This is a genomic window from Curtobacterium sp. YC1, assembly GCF_016267665.1.
Lineage (GTDB): Bacteria > Actinomycetota > Actinomycetes > Actinomycetales > Microbacteriaceae > Curtobacterium.
The window spans coordinates 2,679,331-2,699,262 of sequence record NZ_CP066341.1 but is presented as its reverse complement, the minus strand read 5'-3'; the positions used below and the strand labels follow the sequence as shown (position 1 = coordinate 2,699,262).

Sequence of the window (19,932 nt, the reverse complement as noted above, 5' to 3'; positions counted from 1 at the left end):
GTGGTGCTCATGGGTCAGTCCTCCGAGACGACGATGGTGACGTCGATGTTGCCGCGGGTGGCGTTCGAGTACGGGCACACCTGGTGGGCTGCGTCCGCGAGGGCCTGGGCCTGGTCGTGCTCCATGCCGGGGATGACGACCTCGAGCATGACGGCGAGCTGGTAGCCGCCGTTGCCGTTCGGGCCGATCTGCACGCGGCCGCCGACGGACGAGTCGGTGATCTTGACCTTCTGGCTGCGGGCGACGCCCTGCAGCGCGGAGTGGAAGCAGGCGGCGTAGCCGGCGGCGAAGAGCTGCTCGGGGTTCGCGCCGTTGCCCGAGCCACCCATCTCCTTCGGGATGGCGAGGTCGAACTCGACCGTGCCGTCGCTCGTGGCGACGTGGCCGTTGCGGCCTTCGCCGGTGGCCAGGGCCTCGGCGGTGTAGAGGGCTTCCATGGGGTTCCTTCCTTGTGGGGCGGATCGTGCAGTCAGGGTGCGGGTGCGGCGTGGTGCGTCGTGTGCTTTCGCGCTGAGCGACAGTTCACGGGCGCCCGTGGGCGTGAGGTGTCGCTCAGCGCGAAACGGCGCCGGCGCCAGCGCCAGCGGGGTCGGCCGCGGCGTGCATGGTCTCGGTCAGCCGGTGCAGCGTCGCGATGAGCTCGGCGGCGGCACCGTCGTCCGTCAGACCCGTGCCGGCGGCGATGCGGGCGGGGATGCCGCTCAGCTCGGACCGCAGTGCACGGCCCCGGTCGCCGGCGGTCACGGTGACGACGCGCTCGTCGGCACTGCGGCGTTCGCGGCGCACCAGGTCGTGCTGCTCCATCCGGCGGAGCAGCGGCGAGAGGGTGCCCGAGTCGAGCTGCAGGTGTTCGCCCAGGCTCGAGACGGTCTGGTCGCCCTCGACCCACAGGGTGACGAGCACCAGGTACTGCGGGTACGTCAGGCCCCAGGGCTCGAGCATCGTGCGGTACGCCTGCGTCGTGGCGCGGGACGCCGCGTAGAGGGAGAAGCACACCATCTCGTCGGTCACGGGCATGCATCCACAGTGGCACGCAACCGAGTTGTGCGCAACCTAGATCGACGGCTCGCCGACGAACTCGCAGCGAGTGCCCGGCAGGTGCCCCGCCTCGGCGAGCGCGGTCCGGGCATCCCGGAACGACGAGTACGGCACGTGCGACCCGCGGACGTCGCGGTAGTCGGTCAGTCCCGGACCCGCCCAGTACACGACCCCGTCGTCACCGACCTCCGCCAGGGCCCGGCGGATCGCCCGCGCGGGGTCCGGCTCCTCGACCACGAGCGCGTCGTGCCCGCTCGACCGCGCCCCGGCGAGGATCGCCGCACGGATCGGTGCGGGGGCCTCGAACCGCGGGTGGTGGTCGGTGACGACGACCACGTCGGCTGCCTCGGCCGCCACCACTCCCATCGCCGCCCGCTTGCTGCGGTCACGGTCGCCGTCCGCCCCCACGACGATGGCCACCCGACCGGGTGCGAAGGCGCGCACGGCGGCCAGGCTCTTGGCGAAGGCGTCGGGCGTGTGCGCGAAGTCCACGAAGACCCGCGGGCCGGTCGCCGCCGACGCGTCCGCCATCCGTCCGGGCACCACGACGTCCAGGCGCCCGCGGGTCGCGTCGCGCAGCGCGGACAGCGGCACCCCGGACGTGGCGAGCATCGCGACGGCCAGGCCGGCGTCCGCCGCCATGTGCACCCCGAGCAGCGGGACGTCGAGGTCGAGCGTCGTGCCGTCCGGCGCCGTGAGCGTCGAACGGGTCCCGTCCGGCCGCTGCTCCGTCACCCGGACGGTCCAGTCCGCGCCGGCCGCGGGGTCGGTCGAGATCGTCGTCACCGGGATCGTGGCCTGCGCGACGATCCGGTGGCCGGCCGGGGAGTCCAGCGACACCACGCCGGCACGCGAGCGCGCGGGCGTGAAGAGCACCGCCTTGGCGGCCAGGTACGCCGCCATGTCCGGGTAGTCGTCGAGGTGGTCGTGGGACAGGTTGGTGAAGCCCGCGACGTCCAGCACGACGCCGTCGGTGCGGTGCCGGGACAACCCCTGCGCGCTCACCTCGAGCGCGACGCCGTCGACCCCGCGGTCGGCCGCCCGCGCCAGGAAGGCGTGCAGCTCGGGCGCCTCGGGTGTCGTCAGCGCGCTGGGCTCCGCGTCGTCGTCGATCCGGCGTTCGACCGTCGAGCTGATCGCCGTCCGCCAGCCGAGGCGGCGCATCAGGGCGTGCAGCAGGTGCACCGTCGAGGTCTTGCCGTTCGTGCCGGTCACCCCGAACAGCGGGAACGGCAGGGTCTCGGTGCCGGCGACGATGCGGGCGACCGCGCCCAGGTGTCCCCGCACGTCCGCGACGACCAGCACCGGGAGTCCGCTGCGCCGTGCTGCCGCCTGCCCCTCCGCGTCGGTCAGGACCGCGGCCGCTCCGGCGACGCTCGCCGCGCCGGAGTACTCCGCGCCGTGCACGGTGCGACCCGGCAGCGCGGCGAACAGCATGCCGGGGCGGAGCTGGTGGGTCGCGAGCGCCATGCCGGTCACCACGCCGTCACCCGGGCTGTCGACGCCGAGCGCCGACGCGAGCTCGTCGAGTCGCACCGGGCGGGTGCGGGTCTGGCAGGACGCGTGCGGCATCACGGCTCCTCGTGGTGGGGGACCCCGATGGTGCGCCGCGCCCCCGGGGCGCGGTCCCAGGACCACGTGGGGCGGACGACCCCGGTGACGACCGTCCGCCCAGGGCGCACCGCGAACACGCCGCGGGCCCGGACGGTTAGGCTGACGTGACCCACGATGACCAGCAGCGACCACACCTCCACCACGACCCCCGGCAGCGGATCGGCGTCGTCCCACGGCAAGACGATCCTGATCGGTGAGCACGCCGTGGTCTACGGCGCACCCGCACTCGTGCTGCCGGTGCTCGACGCCCGGGTCGTCGCGACGATCACCCCGGTGCCCGCAGACGCGGTCGGAGCCGGCCACAGCCTGGAGTCGACGGTGCACACCGGGCCGCTCGACCTGGCCCCCGCGGCCGTCATGCCGACCGTCACGGCCGTCACGGCGACCCTGCAGCACTTCGGGGTCAGCGACCGGCACGTCCACGTCCGGGTCGACAGCGAGGTGCCGACCGCCAGGGGCATGGGGTCGAGCGCCGCGGTCGCCGCCGCCGTGACCGCGGCGGTCGCCGACGCCCTGGGCGAGACGCTCGACGTCGAGACCCACCACGAGCTCATCCAGGCGTGCGAGCGCGTCGCCCACGGGCGGCCGTCCGGTCTCGATGCCCGGGGCGTCGTCGCGTCCGCGCCGGTCTGGTTCGAGAGCGGGCGGATCGAGCCCGTCACGCTCGGGGCGCGGTTCACCTTCGTCGTCGCGGACACCGGGGTCCCCGGTCACACCCGCGAGGCCGTGTCGGCCGTCCGCGCGCACCACGACGCCGATCCCGAGGGCGTCGGCGCCGTGATCGACCGGATCGGCGCGCTCGCCCGTCGCGCGCGGGGGACACTCGAGGTCGGCGACGCCCAGGCGTTGGGTGTCACGATGGACGCCGCGCACGGGCTGCTCAGCGAACTCGACGTGTCGAGTGCCGACCTGGACCGGCTCGTCGACGCCGCACGTGCTGCGGACGCCCTCGGCGCGAAGCTCACCGGCGGCGGGCGGGGCGGGTGCGTCCTCGCGCTCGCCGCGGACGACGACCACGCGGACCGCATCGCGGCCGCACTCCGCGGCGCAGGGGCCGCAGCCACCTGGACCACCACGATCGGAGCCCGCGCTTGATGACCGCCACCGCCGTCGCGCACCCCAACATCGCCCTCGTCAAGTACTGGGGGAAGGCGGACGCGCAGCTCGCGCTGCCCGCCACGGGCAGCGTCTCGATGGGGCTCGACGTGTTCCCGACGACGACCACCGTCACGGTGGACGGCGGACAGGAGGCGCGTGATGCGTTCTCGCTGAACGGGCACGTCGTCGACGACGGTGCGCTGGTGCGGGTGCAGCAGTTCCTCGACCTCGTGCGCGAGCTCGCCGGGTCCACCGAGTACGCCTCCGTCGTGTCCGAGAACACCGTGCCGACCGGCGCCGGCCTCGCCTCGAGCGCCTCGGGGTTCGCGGCGCTCGCCACGGCTGCCGCTGCCGCGTACGGCCTCGACCTGTCCCAGCGCGACCTGTCCCGCCTGGCCCGACGCGGTTCCGGCTCGGCCACCCGGTCGATCCCCGGCGGGGTGTCCGTCTGGCACGCCGGCGACGACCAGGGCTCGTTCGCCGAGACGATCCCCGCCCCGCCGATGGCGATGGTGGTCGTGACGATCGACGCCGGTCCGAAGCCGATCGGTTCGCGCGAGGCGATGCGCCGCACGATCGCGACCTCGCCGTTCTACCCGGCGTGGGTCACCTCGACCACCGAGACGGTCGGCGACATGCTCGCCGCGTGTGCCGCGGGGGACTTCACCCGCATCGGGGAGATCACCGAGAGCAACGCCCTGCGCATGCACGCGACGATCGAGGGCGCCTTCCCGCCCATCCGCTACCTCAACGCACGCAGTGTCGCCGTGTTCGACGCCGTCGCCGAGCTGCGTGCCGGTGGGACCGAGGCGTACGCCACGGCCGACGCCGGCCCGAACGTCGTCGTGCTGACGACGCCGCAGGACCGGGGTGCGGTCGCGACCGCCCTGGCGTCCTTCGGCGACGTCATCGAGTCCGGCACCGGACCAGCCGCGCGGGTGCTCCGCTCCGAACACACCGGGAGCGATCCCGAGCAGAAGGAGTCCGTGCAGTGATCGAGTTCCGTGCCCACGGCAAGCTGTTCGTCGCCGGCGAGTACGCCGTCGTCGAGCCCGGTCAGCCGTCCGTCCTGATCGCCCTCGACCGTGCCATCACGGCGAAGGTGTCCGAGGGGCACGGCGCGGGCAGCGTGCACTCCGAGGAGTACGGCCACCTGCCGCTCACGTGGACCCGCGGGACCGACGGGCTCGCGCTCGACCGGGAGCACCACCCGTACGACTACGTGATGGCGACGATCGACCTGGTCGAGAAGCTGCGCGCCGAGCACGGCATCGAGCCGCGGTTCCACGACCTGCGGATCGAGAGCCAGCTCGACGACGCCAGCGGGCGGAAGTTCGGCCTCGGGTCCTCGGCGGCCGTCACCGTCGCGACCGTCGGCGCCCTCGACCGCTTCTACAAGATCGGCCTGACGCAGCGTCAGCGGTTCCAGGTCGCGCTGCTCGCGACCATCCGGGTGAACCCCCGCGCCTCGGGCGGCGACCTCGCCGCGAGCACCTTCGGCGGCTGGCTGCGCTACAGCGCCCCGGACCGCGAACGACTGACCTCGCTGCTCGACGACCGCACGGTCTCCGACATCCTGACCGACCCGGACGCCTGGCAGGGCTTCGACGTGCAGCGCCTGCCCGCCCCCGAGAACCTGCAGCTCCTGGTCGGCTGGACCGGTTCGCCCGCGTCCACCACGAAGCTCGTCGACGTGGTGCGTCGGCACCGCAACGGCGGGTACCAGGCGTTCCTCGACGAGAGCCGCAGCGCCGTCGACGACCTGACCACGGGCCTCCAGACCGGTGACGCCGAGCGCACGCTCGGTGCCCTGCGACGCGCCCGCGGGCTGCTGCAGCGCCTCGGCGCGTCCGTCGGCTCGCAGATCGAGACCGAGCGACTCGCGACCCTGTGCGACGTCGTCGAGGCGGCCGGCGGGGCGGCGAAGCCGTCCGGCGCCGGCGGCGGCGACTGCGGCATCGCGCTCGTCCCGGCGGACACCGACCCCGCCGGCATCCACCGCGCCTGGGAGGCGCGCGACATCAGACACCTCAGCGTCGCGGTGCGAGCACCAGAAGGAGCCCTCGATGAGTGACCTGCTCACACCGATCCCGACCAAGTGGGTCGGCCCGATCCGCGTCAGCGGCAACGCCGTCACCGGTGAGCACGAGGTGCCCCTGGCGACGTACGAGTCGCCGCTCTGGCCGTCGGTCGGCCGCGGCGCCCGCATCTCGCGCATGGTCGAGGACGGCATCGTCGCGACCGTCGTCGACGAGCGGATGACCCGTTCCGTGGTGGTCCGGGCCGACAGCGCCGCCGCCGCGCACGTGGCCGCGGGGCAGATCCTCGCGCGCCAGGACGAGCTCGCCGCGATCGTGTCCGGTCAGAGCCGCTTCGCCAAGCTCATCGAGGTGCACCCCGAGATCGTCGGCGACCTGCTGTTCCTGCGCTTCGCGTTCACCACCGGTGACGCCTCCGGCCACAACATGGTCACGCAGGCGGCCGACAAGCTGCTGCCGGCGATCCTGGACTGGCAGCCGGGCCTGCGGTACGTCTCGGTCTCGGGCAACTTCTGCACGGACAAGAAGGCCACCGCGGTGAACGGCATCCGCGGCCGCGGTCGGAACACCATCGCCGAGATCGTGATCCCGGGCGAGGTCGTCGAGAAGCGTCTGCGGTCGTCGACGGCCAAGATCGTCGAGCTGAACATCGCGAAGAACCTGATCGGGTCGACCATCGCCGGGGCCATCCGCTCGGCGAACGCGCACTACGCGAACATGCTGCTCGGCTTCTACCTGGCGACCGGGCAGGACGCCGCGAACATCGTCGAGGGTTCCCAGGGCATCACCAGTGCCGAGGACCGCGACGGCGACCTGTACTTCTCGACCTCGCTGCCGCACCTGATCGTCGGCACGGTCGGCAACGGCAAGGGCGGGGACCTGCCCGTCGTCGAGGACGCCCTGGTGCGGCTCGGGTGCCGCGAGGACCGTGAGCCCGGCGCCAACGCCCGCCGTCTCGCCGCCCTGTGCGCCGCGACGGTCCTGTGCGGGGAGCTCTCGCTCCTGGCCGCGCAGACCAACCCGGGGGAGCTGATGGCCGCCCACGTCGCGATGGAACGCCGTGGCACGAAGCCGGCGGGAGGCGCAGCATGACCGGCGTCGGCATCCACGACATCGCGATCGCGACCGGGCACCACGTGCTCGAGCTCGACGACCTGGCCGAGCGCCTGGGCGTCGACCCGGCGAAGTACCACGTCGGCATCGGCCAGGACGCCTTCAGCGTGCCCGCCCCCGACGAGGACATCGTCACGATGGGCGCCGCCGCCGCGAAGGAGATCATCGACCGCCACGGCGTCGAGGGCATCCGCACGGTGCTGTTCGCCACCGAGTCGGGCGTCGACCAGTCGAAGGCCGCCGGCGTGTACGTGCACGGGCTGCTCGGGCTGCCGAAGGCCGTCCGCGTGGTCGAGCTGAAGCAGGCCTGCTACGGCGGCACGGCCGCGGTGCAGCTCGCCCTCGGGATCGTCGCCCGCGCCCCGCACGAACGCGTGCTCGTCATCGCCGCCGACGTCGCACGGTACGACGTCGACACCCCGGCCGAGCCCACCCAGGGTGCCGGTGCCGCGGCGATGCTGATCTCCGCCGACCCGGACCTGATCGAGATCGAGCCGGCGGCCGGCGTCTACACGGCCGACGTCGACGACTTCTGGCGACCGAACGACCGCTCCACGGCGCTCGTCGACGGTCGGTTGTCGGTCAGCGCGTACGTGGACGCCTTCGTCGGCGCCTGGGACGACCTGGTGTCGCAGGGCGGCCCGGCGTTCACCGACATCGCCCGGTTCGTGCACCACCAGCCGTTCACGAAGATGGCGATCAAGGCGCACCGGAAGCTCACGCAGCACCTCGACCAGCCGTTCGACGAGTCGGACCTGGCGGTCGGCTTCACCTACAACCGGCAGACGGGCAACACGTACACGGCGTCGCTCTGGATCGGGCTGGCGGCACTGCTCGACCTGGACGACGACCTGGCCGGCGAGCGACTGGGCCTGTTCAGCTACGGGTCGGGCAGCGTCGGCGAGCTCATCACCGGCGTCGTGCGACCGGACTACCAGGAGCACCGCCGGCGGGGTCGCGTGCGGTCACTGCTCGGGGCACGGGTCCCGCTGACGGTCGACGCCTACCGGGAGCTCCACGCTGCCGGGGCGGCCACCAGCGAGGACGTCGAGCGCCCCCGCGTCACGGCCGCGCCGTACCGGTTCGCCGGTGTGCGTGGCGGCGCGCGGCACTACGAGTCGACCGCGCAGCAGGCGTAGCCCCCGCGGACCCGTCCGGGGCGGACCGGCGGGATCGGCCGCGTCCGCGCCACGGTCCGGGACCGCTGCGCGGGACGGACGGGAGGCCTGTGGCGGGCCCGGCGCGTGCCTCCCGTCCGGTCGGTGGCTCCGTTGCGGACGTCGGCCCTCGGGGCAGCGCTGCGGCCGCTCCAGCGGCGCCATCGGACGGCACCGCCGGACGGCGACGACGGCTCCTCGGCCGATGCGCTGGCGTCCCGGTAGTCTGACCCGCGACAGCGACGTGGGCGGGGCGCCCGCGGCCCGTGTGCACCACGATGGGGTCCGGCGCATCGTCGGCTGGCACCGGGTGCGGGCCGCGGTGCACCTCGACCCGTGACCCTGGAGGACGACCCGATGACGACCAGGTGGTGGTGGGCGCTCGGCGCACTGGCGGTGCCGGCGGCGGCGCTGGTGGTGCTGCGGAAGATCGTCGGCAGGATCGTGCTGCCCGGTGTCGACCGGTGGACGCCGGTGCTCGAGGCGACGACGGACGCGATCGCGCTGCCGATCACCGAGGACACCGTGCGCCCGGGTGAGTACGGCCTGTGGCACGACGGTGACGGCCACACCACGGTCGGCCCGGTGCTCGAGATCGACGAGGCGGCCGGCGTGGTGCGTCGGGCCGTGGTGCGGACGACCGGAGGCGTGCCGTCCCGGATCCGCTGGAGCGGGCACGTGCACCCCGACCCGGCGGCGATGCGGGTCGACTGGTCCGAGGTGTCCGTGCCGACCCCGGTCGGGCCGGCCCCGGCGTGGGTGGTCCGCCCGGACGCGGACGCTGACGACGCCGGCGCTGCCGACGGCGACGCCGCGCGCACCTGGGCCGTCCACGTGCACGGCATCCGCACCACCCGCGTCACGGCGCTCCGGACGGTCCCCGCGGCGCTCGCGCTCGGTTGGACGTCGATCGTCCCGTCGTTCCGTGGCGACGGCGAGGCTCCGTGGCAGGGGCGTGCATCGCACCTCGGCACCCGCGAGTGGGCGGACGTCGAGGCGGCGCTCGACCACGCGGTGGCGGACGGCGCCGAGCGGCTCGTCCTGGTGGGGTGGTCGATGGGCGCGACGATCGCGCACGAGCTGCTCGCCCGTTCCGCCCACCGCGACCGGATCGCCGGACTCGTGCTCGTCGCGCCGGCGCTCGACTGGGAGGCCGCGATCCGGACCCAGGCCGCCCGGGCCGGCGTGCCGGGTCCGGTCGTGTCCGCCGCGCTCGGGGCGATGGCACTGCCCCTGGTCTGCCGGCTCGTCGGCCTGCGGTCGCCGGTGGACGTCCGGGCGCTGTCCTGGTCGCGGACACCGCGCCCGCTGCCGCCGACCCTGCTCGTGCACTCCTCCGGCGACGCCACCGTGCCCTTCGCGGTCAGCGAGCGGTTCGCGGCGGCACATCCGGACCGGGTCATCCTGGCGGTCAGCGAGCCCGCCGCGCACGCGTGGGAGCGCAACGTCGACGCGGTCTGGTTCGACCGGACGATCACGACGTGGGCGAACCGGCTCCCGCACACCGGTGCACAGGTGTAGAAGGACCCATGGGGCAGCTCATCTACGACGGCCGACCGCTCGACCTGCGGGTCGACGACCGAGCGCTCACGCACCTGCAGATCGTCATCGTCAACATGCTCCGCCGCGACCACCGCTTCGCGTTCTCGTGGAAGGACGACGTGGTGCACGGCAACGGTCGGAGCACGATCTGGCTGCATCCGAGCGTCAGCCTGCACTTCAAGTTCTCGGGCAGCCGGGTCCCCGCGATCAACCGCAGCTGGCTCGAGGAGCTGTACCGCTCGGCGACCTCCGGGTCGGGCCTCGTCCTGGTGCCCGAACCCCTGGACACGAGCACGGCCGCCGACTCCGCGTGGTCCCGCGCCGTGGCACCGGGGGACGCGGACGACGCTTCGGGGACAAACGGCGTTACCACGGCCCGGTAGTTCGGGTCAACGGGTTCCGTTCGAATCGCTCAGAACATACCGTTTCCTCACCGCGGTTCACTGTCGTCCCCCCGCACCTGCCGCGAGGCACCGGTGCAGGCAGGACCCGCGGCAGGAGGGGAACCCGAATGGCCGTGACGCAGTGCGCGCCGGGCACCGACCAACCACCGGTGCCGGAAGAGCGTGCACGGCGGGAGTCCCGGATCAGGGGACTCGACGCCCGAGAGACCGGGACACCGCGTCCGACCGGTCGCGTCACGCCGCTGTTCCTGCCGGTCCGTCCCCTCGACCGGCACCCCTCCGGGATCGCCCCGGCCAACGGATTCGGGTTCCGTGGCCGGGGCGGTCTCCCCACCTCCGTCGGTCAGTAGACGTCGCGGACGTACCGCTTCGCCCGGCGCAGGTCGGCCAGGTACGCCTGCGCGTCGTCCTCGCCGCGCCCACGACCGGTGCGGATGACCCGCAGCAGGGCCGCCTCGACGTCCTTCGCCATCCGTGATGCGTCGCCGCACACGTACACGTGGCCGCCGTCCTCGAGCCAGGCGAACAGCTCCGCCGACCGCTCGAGCATCCGCGTCTGCACGTAGACCTTCTCGGCCTGGTCGCGCGAGAACGCCAGGTCGAGGCGGTCGAGCACGCCCTGCTCCTGCAGCTCGGTGAGCTCGTCCTGGTACACGAAGTCGGTGTCGCGGTGCTGGTCGCCGAAGAACAGCCAGTTGGGCCCCGTCGCCCCGGAGGCGGCACGCTCGTGCAGGAAGCCGCGGAACGGTGCGATGCCGGTCCCGGGTCCGATCATGATCATCGGGGCGGAGTCGTCCGCCGGCACCCCGAACGCGGTGTTCGGCTGCAGGTAGACGTCCACCGCGCCGTCGGGGTCGACCCGGTCGGCCAGGAACGTCGACGCGACCCCGGCGTGCATCCGGTGCGGGTCGCCGTAGCGCACCGACGCGATGGTCAGGTGGATGCGGTCCGGGTGCGCGAGCGGGCTCGACGAGATCGAGTACTGGCGTGCCTGCAGGGGGCGCAGGTTCGGCAGCAGCTCGTCGAGGCCCGGGGCGGCCGGTCCGGCATCGCGGAGCAGGTCGAGGACGTCGCGGCCCCAGAGCCAGCGGTCGAGCTCGTGCTTGTCGCCGTGCGCCACGACGGCCGCGAGTTCGCTGCCGGGTGCGCGCTGCACCAGGTCGGCGATGAGGTCCTTCGAGGGCGTCCGGATCTCGCGGTCGGTCCGCAGCACGTCGGTGATCGGCCGGCCGTCGAGCTGCTCGCCGCCGGTCGCACCGACCTGCTCGAGCAGGCTCGCCACGAAGACCTCGTCGTTGACCGGCACCACCGCCAGGGCGTCGCCCGCCGCGTACTCGATGCCGGAGTCGCCGAGGTCGAACTCGTAGTGGCGGATCTCCTTCGCGCTGCGCGGCGACGACAGCAGCCGGTTCTCGACCAGCCGCGACGGGTACGGGTTGCGCTTGTTCCACTGCGACCCCGGTCGGGAGGCACGGCTCGCGCCCGCCCCGCCGGTCGCGGTGGCGCCGTCGCCGGCTCCACCGCCCGTGGTCGCGCCGGGTGCAGCCGTCGCGCCGGCCTCGGCGGCGAGGCGGTCGAGGACGGCGGCGGTCCAGAGCGCCGCCGGGTCCTCGAAGTCGACGTCGCAGTCGACGCGGTCGTGGATGCGGGTCGCGCCGAGCTGCTCGAAGCGGGTGTCGATGAGCTTGCCGGCCTGGCAGAACTCGTCGTAGCTCGTGTCGCCGAGCCCGAGCACGGCGTACTGCAGGCCCTCGAGCCGCGGGACGGTGCTCGCCTGGATCGCGTCCCAGAACAGCCCGGCGTTGTCGGGCATCTCGCCCTCGCCGTAGGTCGAGGTGACGACGAGCACGTGCGACATCTCGGCGAGCTGCTCGGGGGTGACGGCGTCGAGCGCGGTGGCGCGACCGCCGAGTCCACGGGCCCGCGCCCCGGTGACGAGCTCGTCGGCCAGGAACTCCGCGCTGCCGGTCTGGGTGCCGAAGAGCACGTCGACCGTCGTCGTGGGCGCACTCGCCGCGACCTTCTTGCCGGCGGCGGCGATGCCCGCGATGAACCCGGCGAGCCAGGACTCCTGGGCGGCCGAGAACGGTGCGTCGACGGGGATCAGCGACCCGGTCGGTGGGAGCGTGGTCACGCGGTCACCGCCTCGGTCGGGGCCTGCGGGGCGCGGCGGGCGATGTCCTCGAGCGCCGCGGTCGCGAGCAGCTCGTCGAAGCGCGCGGCACGCAGCCGCCCGGCGTTCTTCGCGTTCTGGTGCATGATCCACCCCGTCGTGCCGGGCGCGTCCATGCTGCGGTTGTTCCGCTGCGTGAGGGCGCGCTTGGAGTCGTCGAGCCGCTTCACGGCGATGAGCGTCGCCAGCTCGTCGTCGGCGAACCGGTCGAACGTGCTGCGCAGGTACTTCACGACGCGCTGCTTGACGGCGAAGTCCTCGGTCAGGATCAGGTTCCGCACCGCCTCGGTCACCCGCGGGTCACCGGCGGCGGCGCCCGGCACGCGCTCCTGCGCCACGTCCTGGGCGACGCCGAGCACGGTGTACGACGACAGGAGCGAGAACATGTCCTCGCCCTGGTCACCGAGCGCCGGGGCACGGCCGTCGAGCACGGTCCGCTGGTCGCGGTAGTCGACCTTGAAGGCGCGCAACTTGTCGGTCGCGACGGAGGCCGCGAGTTCGTCGAGCAGCTCCGGTCGGGTGGCGGCGGCGAGGATCGCGTCGGCGTCCTGGCTGAGCAGGAGCGCCCGCGGCATGCCGACGTACACGTGCTCGCGGGTGGTCTCCCACGCGGCGAGCAGGCGCTCGGCCAGGGCCGAACCCGTGGCCTCGAGGTGCCACTCGAGCAGCAGGCGGGCGGCGTCCTCGTGGAACGTGCCGCGCTCGCCGTCGGTGACGGGGAACACCAGGAGCGAGTCGGTGCTGGCACGCTCGGCGACCCGGCCGGAGGGGTCGTACTGGTACAGGAACCCGCCGGACATGCCGTTGCCGAGCCCCTTGCCGTACGACCCGAGGTTGAACACGGCGCCGCCGGTCATGTACTCGCAGCCGAAGTCGCCGAGCCCCTCGACCACGGCCGTCGCGCCGGAGTTCCGCACGGCGAACCGGTCGCCGGCCTCGCCCTCGACGAAGGTGCGTCCGCCGGTGGCGCCGAACAGCGCGAAGTTGCCGACCAGCACGTTGCCGCCCTGCTCGGCGCTGCCGCCGCCCGGGGCGCGGACGACGATCCGTCCGCCGCTCTGGCTCTTGCCGACGCCGTCGTTCGCGGTGCCGGTGTGCTCGAGCAGGACGCCGTCGTTGTTGAAGACGCCGTACGACTGCCCGGCCGACCCGTGCGTGCGGATCGTGACCGCGCCGTCCACCAGGCGGCGGCGTCCGCGGTCGTCGGTGGCGACGGCGGGGTGTGCCGACAGGTCGGCGTCGCGCAGCTCGTGGTTGAGCAGGCGCTCGAGGTCGATGCCGAGCTGGCCGCCCACCGACTTGTCGGCGTTGCCGAGCACCACGTCGTCGATCTGCACGGCGTGCTCGTGTCCGTCGACCAGCGCGGCGCGGACACGCTCGATGAGCGCGTCGTCGGTGCGGTAGTCCTTCTCCAGGTACTCCGGGTCGGTGACGACCTTCTCGGGCACCTGGGCGAGCAGGGCACGGGCGTCGAGCCGGCCGACGCTCGCCGGGTGGTCCAGGAGCTGCAGCAGGTCGGTGCGACCGCGGGCCTCGCGCAGGGAGCGCAGGCCGAGGCGGGCCAGGATCTGCCGCACGTCGTGGGCGATGTTGAGCAGGTACTGCGCGAGCGCACGGGGGTCGCCCTCGAAGGCCTCGGCGTTCGTGGTGAGGCCGGCCGGGCACTTCACGTTGCAGTTCTTCGCCATGACGCAACCGAGCATCATGAGCGCGGTCGTGCCGAACTCGAAGCTGTCGCCGCCGAGCAGGGCGCTCGTGACGACGTCGCTGCCGGTCTGGTGCGCGCCGGAGCAGCGGAGCGTGACCTTCTGGCGCAGGCCGTTCGCGACCAGGGCCTGGTGCACCTCGGCCACGCCGATCTCCGCGGAGCGGCCGGCGTACTTCAGGCTGGTGACCGCAGCGGCTCCGGTGCCGCCGGTGTTCCCGGCGACGTTGATGACGTCGGCGCCGGCCTTGGCGACGCCGACCGCGATGGTGCCGATGCCCTCGGAGGACACGAGCTTCACGATGACCCGGACGCGGGCGGCCTTGCAGTCGTGGATGAGCTGCGCGAGGTCCTCGATCGAGTACGTGTCGTGGTGCGGCGGCGGCGAGATGAGCTCGACGCCGGGCGTGCCACCACGGGCCGCGGCGATGTCCACCGTGACCTTGGGTGCGGGCAGCTGGCCACCCTCGCCGGGCTTCGCGCCCTGGCCGATCTTGATCTCGAGCTCCTCGAGCATCGGGTCGGCCAGGTAGCCCGCCCAGATGCCGAACCGGCCCGAGGCGAACTGCTTGATGCGGGAGCCGCGGATCGTGCCGTAGCGGGAGTGGTGCTCGCCGCCCTCACCGCTGTTCGACATGCCGCCGACCATGTTCGTGCCGTGCGCGACGGCCTCGTGGGCGGTGGCGACGAGGGCGCCGTGGCTCATCGCACCGGACGCCAGGGTCCGGGTGATCTCGTGGGCCGGCTGGACCTCGGTCAGCTCGACGCTCGCCGGGGCGCTCTGCAGCAGGGCGAGCAGGGCGACGGCCGCACCGGTGGCGCGGAGCGTCACCTGGGTGTCGTCGACGGCGTCGACGTCGATCTGTCCCGGGTGCAGCAGCGCGAGGCCGTCCGCCAGGGCCGCGTGGCGCAGTGCACCCGTGGTCCCCGTCGACGTGAGCTCCAGGCGGAACCGCTCCGTCCCTCCCGGGAGACCGTCGGGGGACGCCGGACGCGAGCCGGAGAGCCCGCGCACGGTGACGCTGGCGTTGCCGCTCGTCGAGAACCGCCCGAGCTCGCGGGCGAAGTCCTCGGCCTCGTCGATGCCGGTGACGTCGGCGGGCAGGGCGAGCACGTCGCGGAGCGCGGCGGGACGGCGCGACCGCTCGTCGTGGGTCGTCTGCAGGAACGTGACGTAGCCCGGCGTGATGCGGTGCGCGTCGATCTCGGCGTCGCTCAGCCGGTCGTACCCGGTGTTCCGGTACGCGGCGTCGCTGATGCCGAACGAGTCGTCGAGCTGCCCGAGCGTGAGCAGGCGCAGCGCGTCCGAGTCGCCGGAGCGCTCGAAGGCCGGACGCTCCTCGGTCATGCCGCCGAAGCCGCGGACGCTCGCGACGCCGAACGAGTGGCCGGCACCGTCCGAGCGCTCCTTGAACAGGCCGAGCAGCGGGACCTGGCCCTCGGACGCGACCGAGCGGGCACGCTCGTGCCAGTCCGTCGCCGCCTGGGCGATCCGCGCGAAGCCGACGCCGCCGACCGGGGCCTGCATGTGCGGGAAGATCCGCGCGAGCACGTCGTCGCCGGTGTCCAGGTAGTTCGGCTCGAAGAACTCGCCGCCGATGTAGCTCTCGGCGGTGCACAGGCCGACGCGGCCCATGGTCTTCGCCAGGGCCTTCTCGGCGGCCTTGCGGAAGCGCTTGAGTGCGAGGTCGGTCGCGGTGAGCTCGCCGGCGGGTGCGGGGGCGGCGGGGTACTTCTCCTCCGCACGCAGGCGCGCGCTCAGGCTGTACACGGCGGCGGCGCCGAAGCCGAGCGCGGTCGCGACGTGGTGTGACGATGGCAGCTGACCGCTCTCCGCCACGACTGACACCCGCAGGCGCAGACCGGTCTCGATGAGCCGCTGGTTGACGGCGGCCACGGCCAGGATCACGGGGAGGGGCGCATGGGTCGACGACACCGCACGGTCGGTGACCACGGCGATGCCGCCGGTCGTCGCCGCGAAGGACGCGACCGCGTCGGCGAGCTGCTCGACCGCGGTCCGGACGGCGTCCGCGTTCGCCTGCTCGTCGCCGGGCACCGGCACGTAGAGCATGTCGAAGCGCTCGAGCGGCACGACGTCCTGGTCGCGCAGCCGCACCATGTCCAGGTGGCCGAGGACGGGGGACTGCACGACGAGCTGCCGCGTCGGGGCGCCCGTGCCGTCGGGCGCGGCGCTGTCCAGCTTCGCGCCGAGCGTGACGCGCATCGACATGCCGTCGGCCTCGCGGATCGAGTCGAGCGGCGGGTTCGTGACCTGGGCGAAGCGCTGCGAGAAGTACTTCGCCATGCCGCCCTCGGTGTCGCTCAGGGCGTTGATCGCGTTGCCGTAGCCCATCGCCGAGATGCGCTCCGACCCGTTCTGCAGCATCGGGTCGAGCATGAACCGGAAGCTCTCCTGGTTCAGCGAGTACGCCACGTAGCGCCCCGCGAGCGACAGGTCGCCGTCGTAACCCAGCGTGGTGTTGGTGCGGTCGTACGCGGGTGCGGGCAGGTCGTCGAGGTTCACGCGGGCGGCGTCGAGCAGGGTGCCGTAGTCGCGGCGGGCCGCGAGCATCGACAGCACCTCGCCCGTGCGCATCCGGGTGCCGGTGCGGTGGTCGACGACGAGCATGCCGCCGGCCTCGATGCGCCCGCGGTGCACGACCTCGTCCGCAGGGAACTCGACCTGGCCGGCCTCCGACGCCACCATCAGGTACTCGGCGGTCTCGACGGTGCGCAGCGGGCGGAGGCCCAGGCGGTCGAGCCGCGCGCCCACGACGTCACCGTCGCTGAAGATGACGGCCGCGGGGCCGTCGTTCTTCTCCTCGTACAGCGAGAAGTACTCGAGCATGTCGCGCACGTCGGGCGTCAGGGTGCGGTCGTTCTCCCACGCCGGCGGCATGAGCGACACGACGGCCTCGACGATCTCGAGCCCGTCGTCGAACACGCGGCTCTGCAGTGTCTGGTCGAGCCGGCTCGAGTCCGACTGCCCGGGCGGGCGGACGATGCTGCGGGTGCGGGCACGGGCCAGGGCGTCGTCGGACAGCCGGTTCTTGCGGTCGGTGTTCAGCTCGCCGTTGTGTGCCATCAGGCGGAACGGCTGCGCCATCGTCGGGTGCGGCTCGGTGTTCGTCGAGAACCGGGTGTGGAAGTACAGCGTCCGGACCGAGTGCCGTGGGTCGCGCAGGTCGGTGAAGTACCCGATCACCTCGCCGGAGTTCAGGCGGCCCTTCAGGATCTGGGTCCGGGCGCTGAGCGACAGCGGGTACAGGGCGGCGTGCTCGGCGCGGTCGGCGGCCGCCTGACCGTAGGACACCGCCTCGATCGCGAGCAGGGCGCGGTTCGCGGCGGCGTCCACCTCGGTCCGCTCCCACGACTCCGGCGCGCGGAAGACCCACTGCACGATCGGCAGCTGGTACTGCTCGGCCTCGGGGCGGGCGACGGAGTGGTCCACCGGCACGTCACGGACGACCAGGAGCTCGAAGCCCTCGGCCGCGATGGCGGCGGTGACGGTCTCCAGCGCGCGGGCGCGGTCGGTGGCACCGTCCGGCGTGGTGTCGCGCGGCACGAAGCAGTTCGCGACGCCGAAGTGCCCGGCGCGCAGCTGCTGGCCCGTGACGGCGCTGAAGAACTCCACCGACAGGTCGATGCTGACGCCCGCACCGTCACCGACACCCTCGGCGGACTTGCCGCCGCGGTGCGGGATGGAGCACAGCGCTTCGTCGCCCTTGCGGATGACGTCGTGGCTCGGCGTCCCGTCCAGGCGGGTGATGAAACCGACGCCGCAGTCGCTCGATTCGCGGGCAGGGTCGTAGAGACCGGAGGAGGTGGGGTTCACGTGCGGGTCCAGTGGGGCGTTGCCGGCAGCGGACGGCCAGGCTGCATCGATGGAGCGCTCGCCGCGGGCAGACCGGTGGTGGCAGTCGGGCCCTGTGGGGTTGTGGTGCGGTAGGGCGATGCTACGGCTTGGTATACCGACCGTGCAACACGGTCGGTGGGCGCCAGCGGGTCGGCACGCGTCAGTGGTCGGCGGGGTACCAGCGCGTCGGCGGGCGCCAGCGCCGCGGTCTCCGGTCGCCCGGGTCCGAGACGAACACCACGTGAACGCGGCGGACACGACACCTGTCGTCCGGATACGGTCGATGCACGATGACGACCGAGCGCGACGACGCACGACGGACGGCCGTGCTGCTGCCCGGCGAGCGGCTGGGCCTGGCGCTCGACGAGCGGTGTGCGGAGTTCACGGAGCTGCTGCTCGCGCCACCGCTGCACGGCATCCGACCCGACGGACACGACTGGCTGCGGCGGCGCTACGAGGAGATCGTCCCGCTCGTGCTGCCGGCCGCGCTGCGCGCCGTCGAGCACGGTGAACCAGTGGACCCGGACTGCCTCGTGCGGTTGCGCGAGGTCGCCGCCACCAGCGCCGGCGACCCCCACGTCGACGTCTCGGTCGTGCTCCGCGGCGCCCTGCCCGCGATCCGCGTCTTCGCCCTGGTCATGCACACCGCGACCCGAGAGCACGCGACGACGATCGACCACGCCGGCCGGACGATGCTCGCGATGAGCCGGGCATCCCTCGTGGCCCACGAACTCGGCTCGTGCTGGGCCGAGGCGTGGGCGCAGCGCCGAGAACGCCCGCTCGAGGACCCCGCGGCGTCGGTCGCTGCCGAGGACATCGACCTCGTCGCCCACGCTCCGGGCCTGGACGAGACCGAGGAACGGATGCTGGCACTCGCCGCACGCGGCCTCTCGAACGACGCGATCGCGAAGGAGACCGCCTACAGCAGGCAGGCCGTCGCGTGGCACCTCGGCCGGCTGATGCGGTCGTGGAACGCACCGAACCGGACCGCGTTGGTGTCCGTTGCCTTCGTCCGGGGCTGGATCCGGTCGCGACGCGCGGTCCGACTCGCGGAGCGACCCCGCCCAGCGGCGATCGAAGCGCCACCGGGCAACGGCGACGCCCCCTGAGACCGAGGTCCCAGGGGGCGTCGACGGCGGGCCGGTCGATCAGCCGCCGTTGACGTGGATGACGTTGTCGACGCGCTCGATGTTGCCGAAGGCGCCCCAGTTCAGCCACCCGCCGTCACCGTTGTTCGTGACCTTGCCGGGGCCCTTGAACCAGTAGATGACGTAGTTGCCGCCCTTGATGTCGATCGACTGGGCGTCCGCGACGTCGCCCTCGACGGTGATGTCCTGGTTCTTGTTGACCACCGCGACGGTGAGGCGGTCGGGGTTGCCGGCGTTCCAGTAGCCGACGTCGAGCGCCGCCTGCACGGCTCCGCCGCGGTCGCCCTGGTCGTTGACCGCCTCCTTGATCGCGTTGACGATCGCGACCGGGTCGAGGTTGACGTTGACGCTGCCGCCGACGGACGACGACGACGTGCTGGGCGCGGGCTCGGCGGCCTGCGCGGGGGCTGCGACGAACGCCCCGGCGATGACGGCGCCGCCCAGGGCGGTGCCGGCGAGGAGCTTCACGGACTTGCGCTTGAACGAGTTCATGATCGTGTTCCCATCTCTGCAGTGGTGACCCGTTCGGGTCGTCTTGCTCGGACAGGACCCAGCCTGCGGGCGCTCCGCTGCGGATGCACGCGACGGGGTTCGACGTTGGTCGATCGTCTGACGATCCGGACGAGGTCCCGTCGCCGTGCCATCGTCCGTCGGTCCTGGCGGGTGGCGCGGCGCAGCTGCTCCGTGCTCACGGTCCCCGCAGTCGTTCCGCGGCCCTCTCGGTCAGCGAGGCAACAGGATCTGCACGACCGCGACGATCACGAGCGCTGCGATCGGGACGCCCGCGATCCACGCACCCGCCCGCATCTGCGTCCGACGGATCGTGGGCGGTGCGTGCGACGAACGCGCGAACTCGGTCGCGGCCACGAGTTCCGGCGCTGCGGCGGGCGGTGCGGGTTCGGGTTGCGGTCGGTCGTCCTCGAAGGCCGGGACCTCGACGACCAGGTCGGCGGGGTCCGGGCGGCCCGGGAGCTTGTCGTACGCGTTCATCACGGGCCTCCGCATCCGGTGTCCTCGCACCAGTCTGCACCCGGCGTCCACTCGG

General features: G+C 73.2%; 15 protein-coding genes. 8 read left to right on the top strand and 7 right to left on the bottom strand.

Features of this window, described 5'->3' with window-relative positions:
- Nucleotides 1-14: 14 nt before the first annotated feature.
- From I8920_RS12660 to I8920_RS12650, 3 genes are all read right to left on the bottom strand, one after another.
- Complete coding sequence (locus tag I8920_RS12660) at nt 15-437, bottom strand: organic hydroperoxide resistance protein (protein WP_198656669.1); 423 nt, start codon at nt 435-437, stop codon at nt 15-17.
- Nucleotides 438-552: 115 nt separating this feature from the next.
- The gene (locus I8920_RS12655) at nt 553-1,017 is read right to left on the bottom strand and encodes a MarR family winged helix-turn-helix transcriptional regulator (protein WP_198656668.1); all 465 of its coding nucleotides are present in this window, start codon (nt 1,015-1,017) and stop codon (nt 553-555) included.
- A 36-nt stretch (nt 1,018-1,053) separates the two neighbouring features.
- Nucleotides 1,054-2,610: a Mur ligase family protein gene (locus I8920_RS12650; protein WP_198656667.1), complete on the bottom strand. Its 1,557-nt coding sequence runs from the start codon at nt 2,608-2,610 to the stop codon at nt 1,054-1,056.
- A 156-nt stretch (nt 2,611-2,766) separates the two neighbouring features.
- Here I8920_RS12650 and mvk point away from each other — a divergent pair, with 156 nt between their 5' ends.
- From mvk to I8920_RS12615, 7 genes are all read left to right on the top strand, one after another.
- Nucleotides 2,767-3,747 carry a mevalonate kinase gene (gene mvk, locus I8920_RS12645; protein ID WP_198656666.1) on the top strand — a complete coding sequence of 327 codons (981 nt, stop codon included), beginning with the start codon at nt 2,767-2,769 and terminating at the stop codon, nt 3,745-3,747.
- The gene (gene mvaD, locus I8920_RS12640; protein ID WP_232832737.1) at nt 3,747-4,745 is read left to right on the top strand and encodes a diphosphomevalonate decarboxylase; all 999 of its coding nucleotides are present in this window, start codon (nt 3,747-3,749) and stop codon (nt 4,743-4,745) included. Before mvk ends, mvaD begins: the two co-directional genes overlap by 1 nt.
- Nucleotides 4,742-5,824: a phosphomevalonate kinase gene (locus tag I8920_RS12635; protein ID WP_198656664.1), complete on the top strand. Its 1,083-nt coding sequence runs from the start codon at nt 4,742-4,744 to the stop codon at nt 5,822-5,824. The genes mvaD and I8920_RS12635 overlap by 4 nt, the downstream gene beginning before the upstream one ends.
- Nucleotides 5,817-6,881, top strand: a complete 1,065-nt coding sequence (locus I8920_RS12630; RefSeq protein ID WP_198656663.1) for a hydroxymethylglutaryl-CoA reductase — start codon at nt 5,817-5,819, stop codon at nt 6,879-6,881. Before I8920_RS12635 ends, I8920_RS12630 begins: the two co-directional genes overlap by 8 nt.
- Nucleotides 6,878-8,041 carry a hydroxymethylglutaryl-CoA synthase gene (locus I8920_RS12625; protein ID WP_198656662.1) on the top strand — a complete coding sequence of 388 codons (1,164 nt, stop codon included), beginning with the start codon at nt 6,878-6,880 and terminating at the stop codon, nt 8,039-8,041. The genes I8920_RS12630 and I8920_RS12625 overlap by 4 nt, the downstream gene beginning before the upstream one ends.
- 375 nt (nt 8,042-8,416) lie before the next feature.
- Nucleotides 8,417-9,580, top strand: coding sequence for an alpha/beta hydrolase family protein (locus I8920_RS12620; protein WP_198656661.1), 1,164 nt, complete (start codon nt 8,417-8,419; stop codon nt 9,578-9,580).
- An 8-nt stretch (nt 9,581-9,588) separates the two neighbouring features.
- Nucleotides 9,589-9,984, top strand: a complete 396-nt coding sequence (locus tag I8920_RS12615; RefSeq protein ID WP_198656660.1) for a DUF7882 family protein — start codon at nt 9,589-9,591, stop codon at nt 9,982-9,984.
- A 364-nt stretch (nt 9,985-10,348) separates the two neighbouring features.
- Here I8920_RS12615 and I8920_RS12610 read toward each other — a convergent pair whose 3' ends face one another.
- Nucleotides 10,349-12,139, bottom strand: a complete 1,791-nt coding sequence (locus I8920_RS12610; RefSeq protein WP_198656659.1) for a sulfite reductase subunit alpha — start codon at nt 12,137-12,139, stop codon at nt 10,349-10,351.
- Nucleotides 12,136-17,718: a glutamate synthase-related protein gene (locus I8920_RS12605; RefSeq protein ID WP_198656658.1), complete on the bottom strand. Its 5,583-nt coding sequence runs from the start codon at nt 17,716-17,718 to the stop codon at nt 12,136-12,138. The genes I8920_RS12610 and I8920_RS12605 overlap by 4 nt, the downstream gene beginning before the upstream one ends.
- A 311-nt stretch (nt 17,719-18,029) precedes the next feature.
- Here I8920_RS12605 and I8920_RS12600 point away from each other — a divergent pair, with 311 nt between their 5' ends.
- Nucleotides 18,030-18,848: a helix-turn-helix transcriptional regulator gene (locus I8920_RS12600; RefSeq protein ID WP_198656657.1), complete on the top strand. Its 819-nt coding sequence runs from the start codon at nt 18,030-18,032 to the stop codon at nt 18,846-18,848.
- 39 nt (nt 18,849-18,887) lie between these two features.
- Here the strand turns inward: I8920_RS12600 and I8920_RS12595 are convergent, their stop codons facing one another.
- Both I8920_RS12595 and I8920_RS12590 read right to left on the bottom strand, forming a co-directional pair.
- Complete coding sequence (locus tag I8920_RS12595; protein ID WP_198656656.1) at nt 18,888-19,379, bottom strand: hypothetical protein; 492 nt, start codon at nt 19,377-19,379, stop codon at nt 18,888-18,890.
- A gap of 231 nt (nt 19,380-19,610) precedes the next feature.
- Nucleotides 19,611-19,877 carry a hypothetical protein gene (locus I8920_RS12590; RefSeq protein ID WP_198656655.1) on the bottom strand — a complete coding sequence of 89 codons (267 nt, stop codon included), beginning with the start codon at nt 19,875-19,877 and terminating at the stop codon, nt 19,611-19,613.
- Nucleotides 19,878-19,932 lie beyond the last annotated feature (55 nt).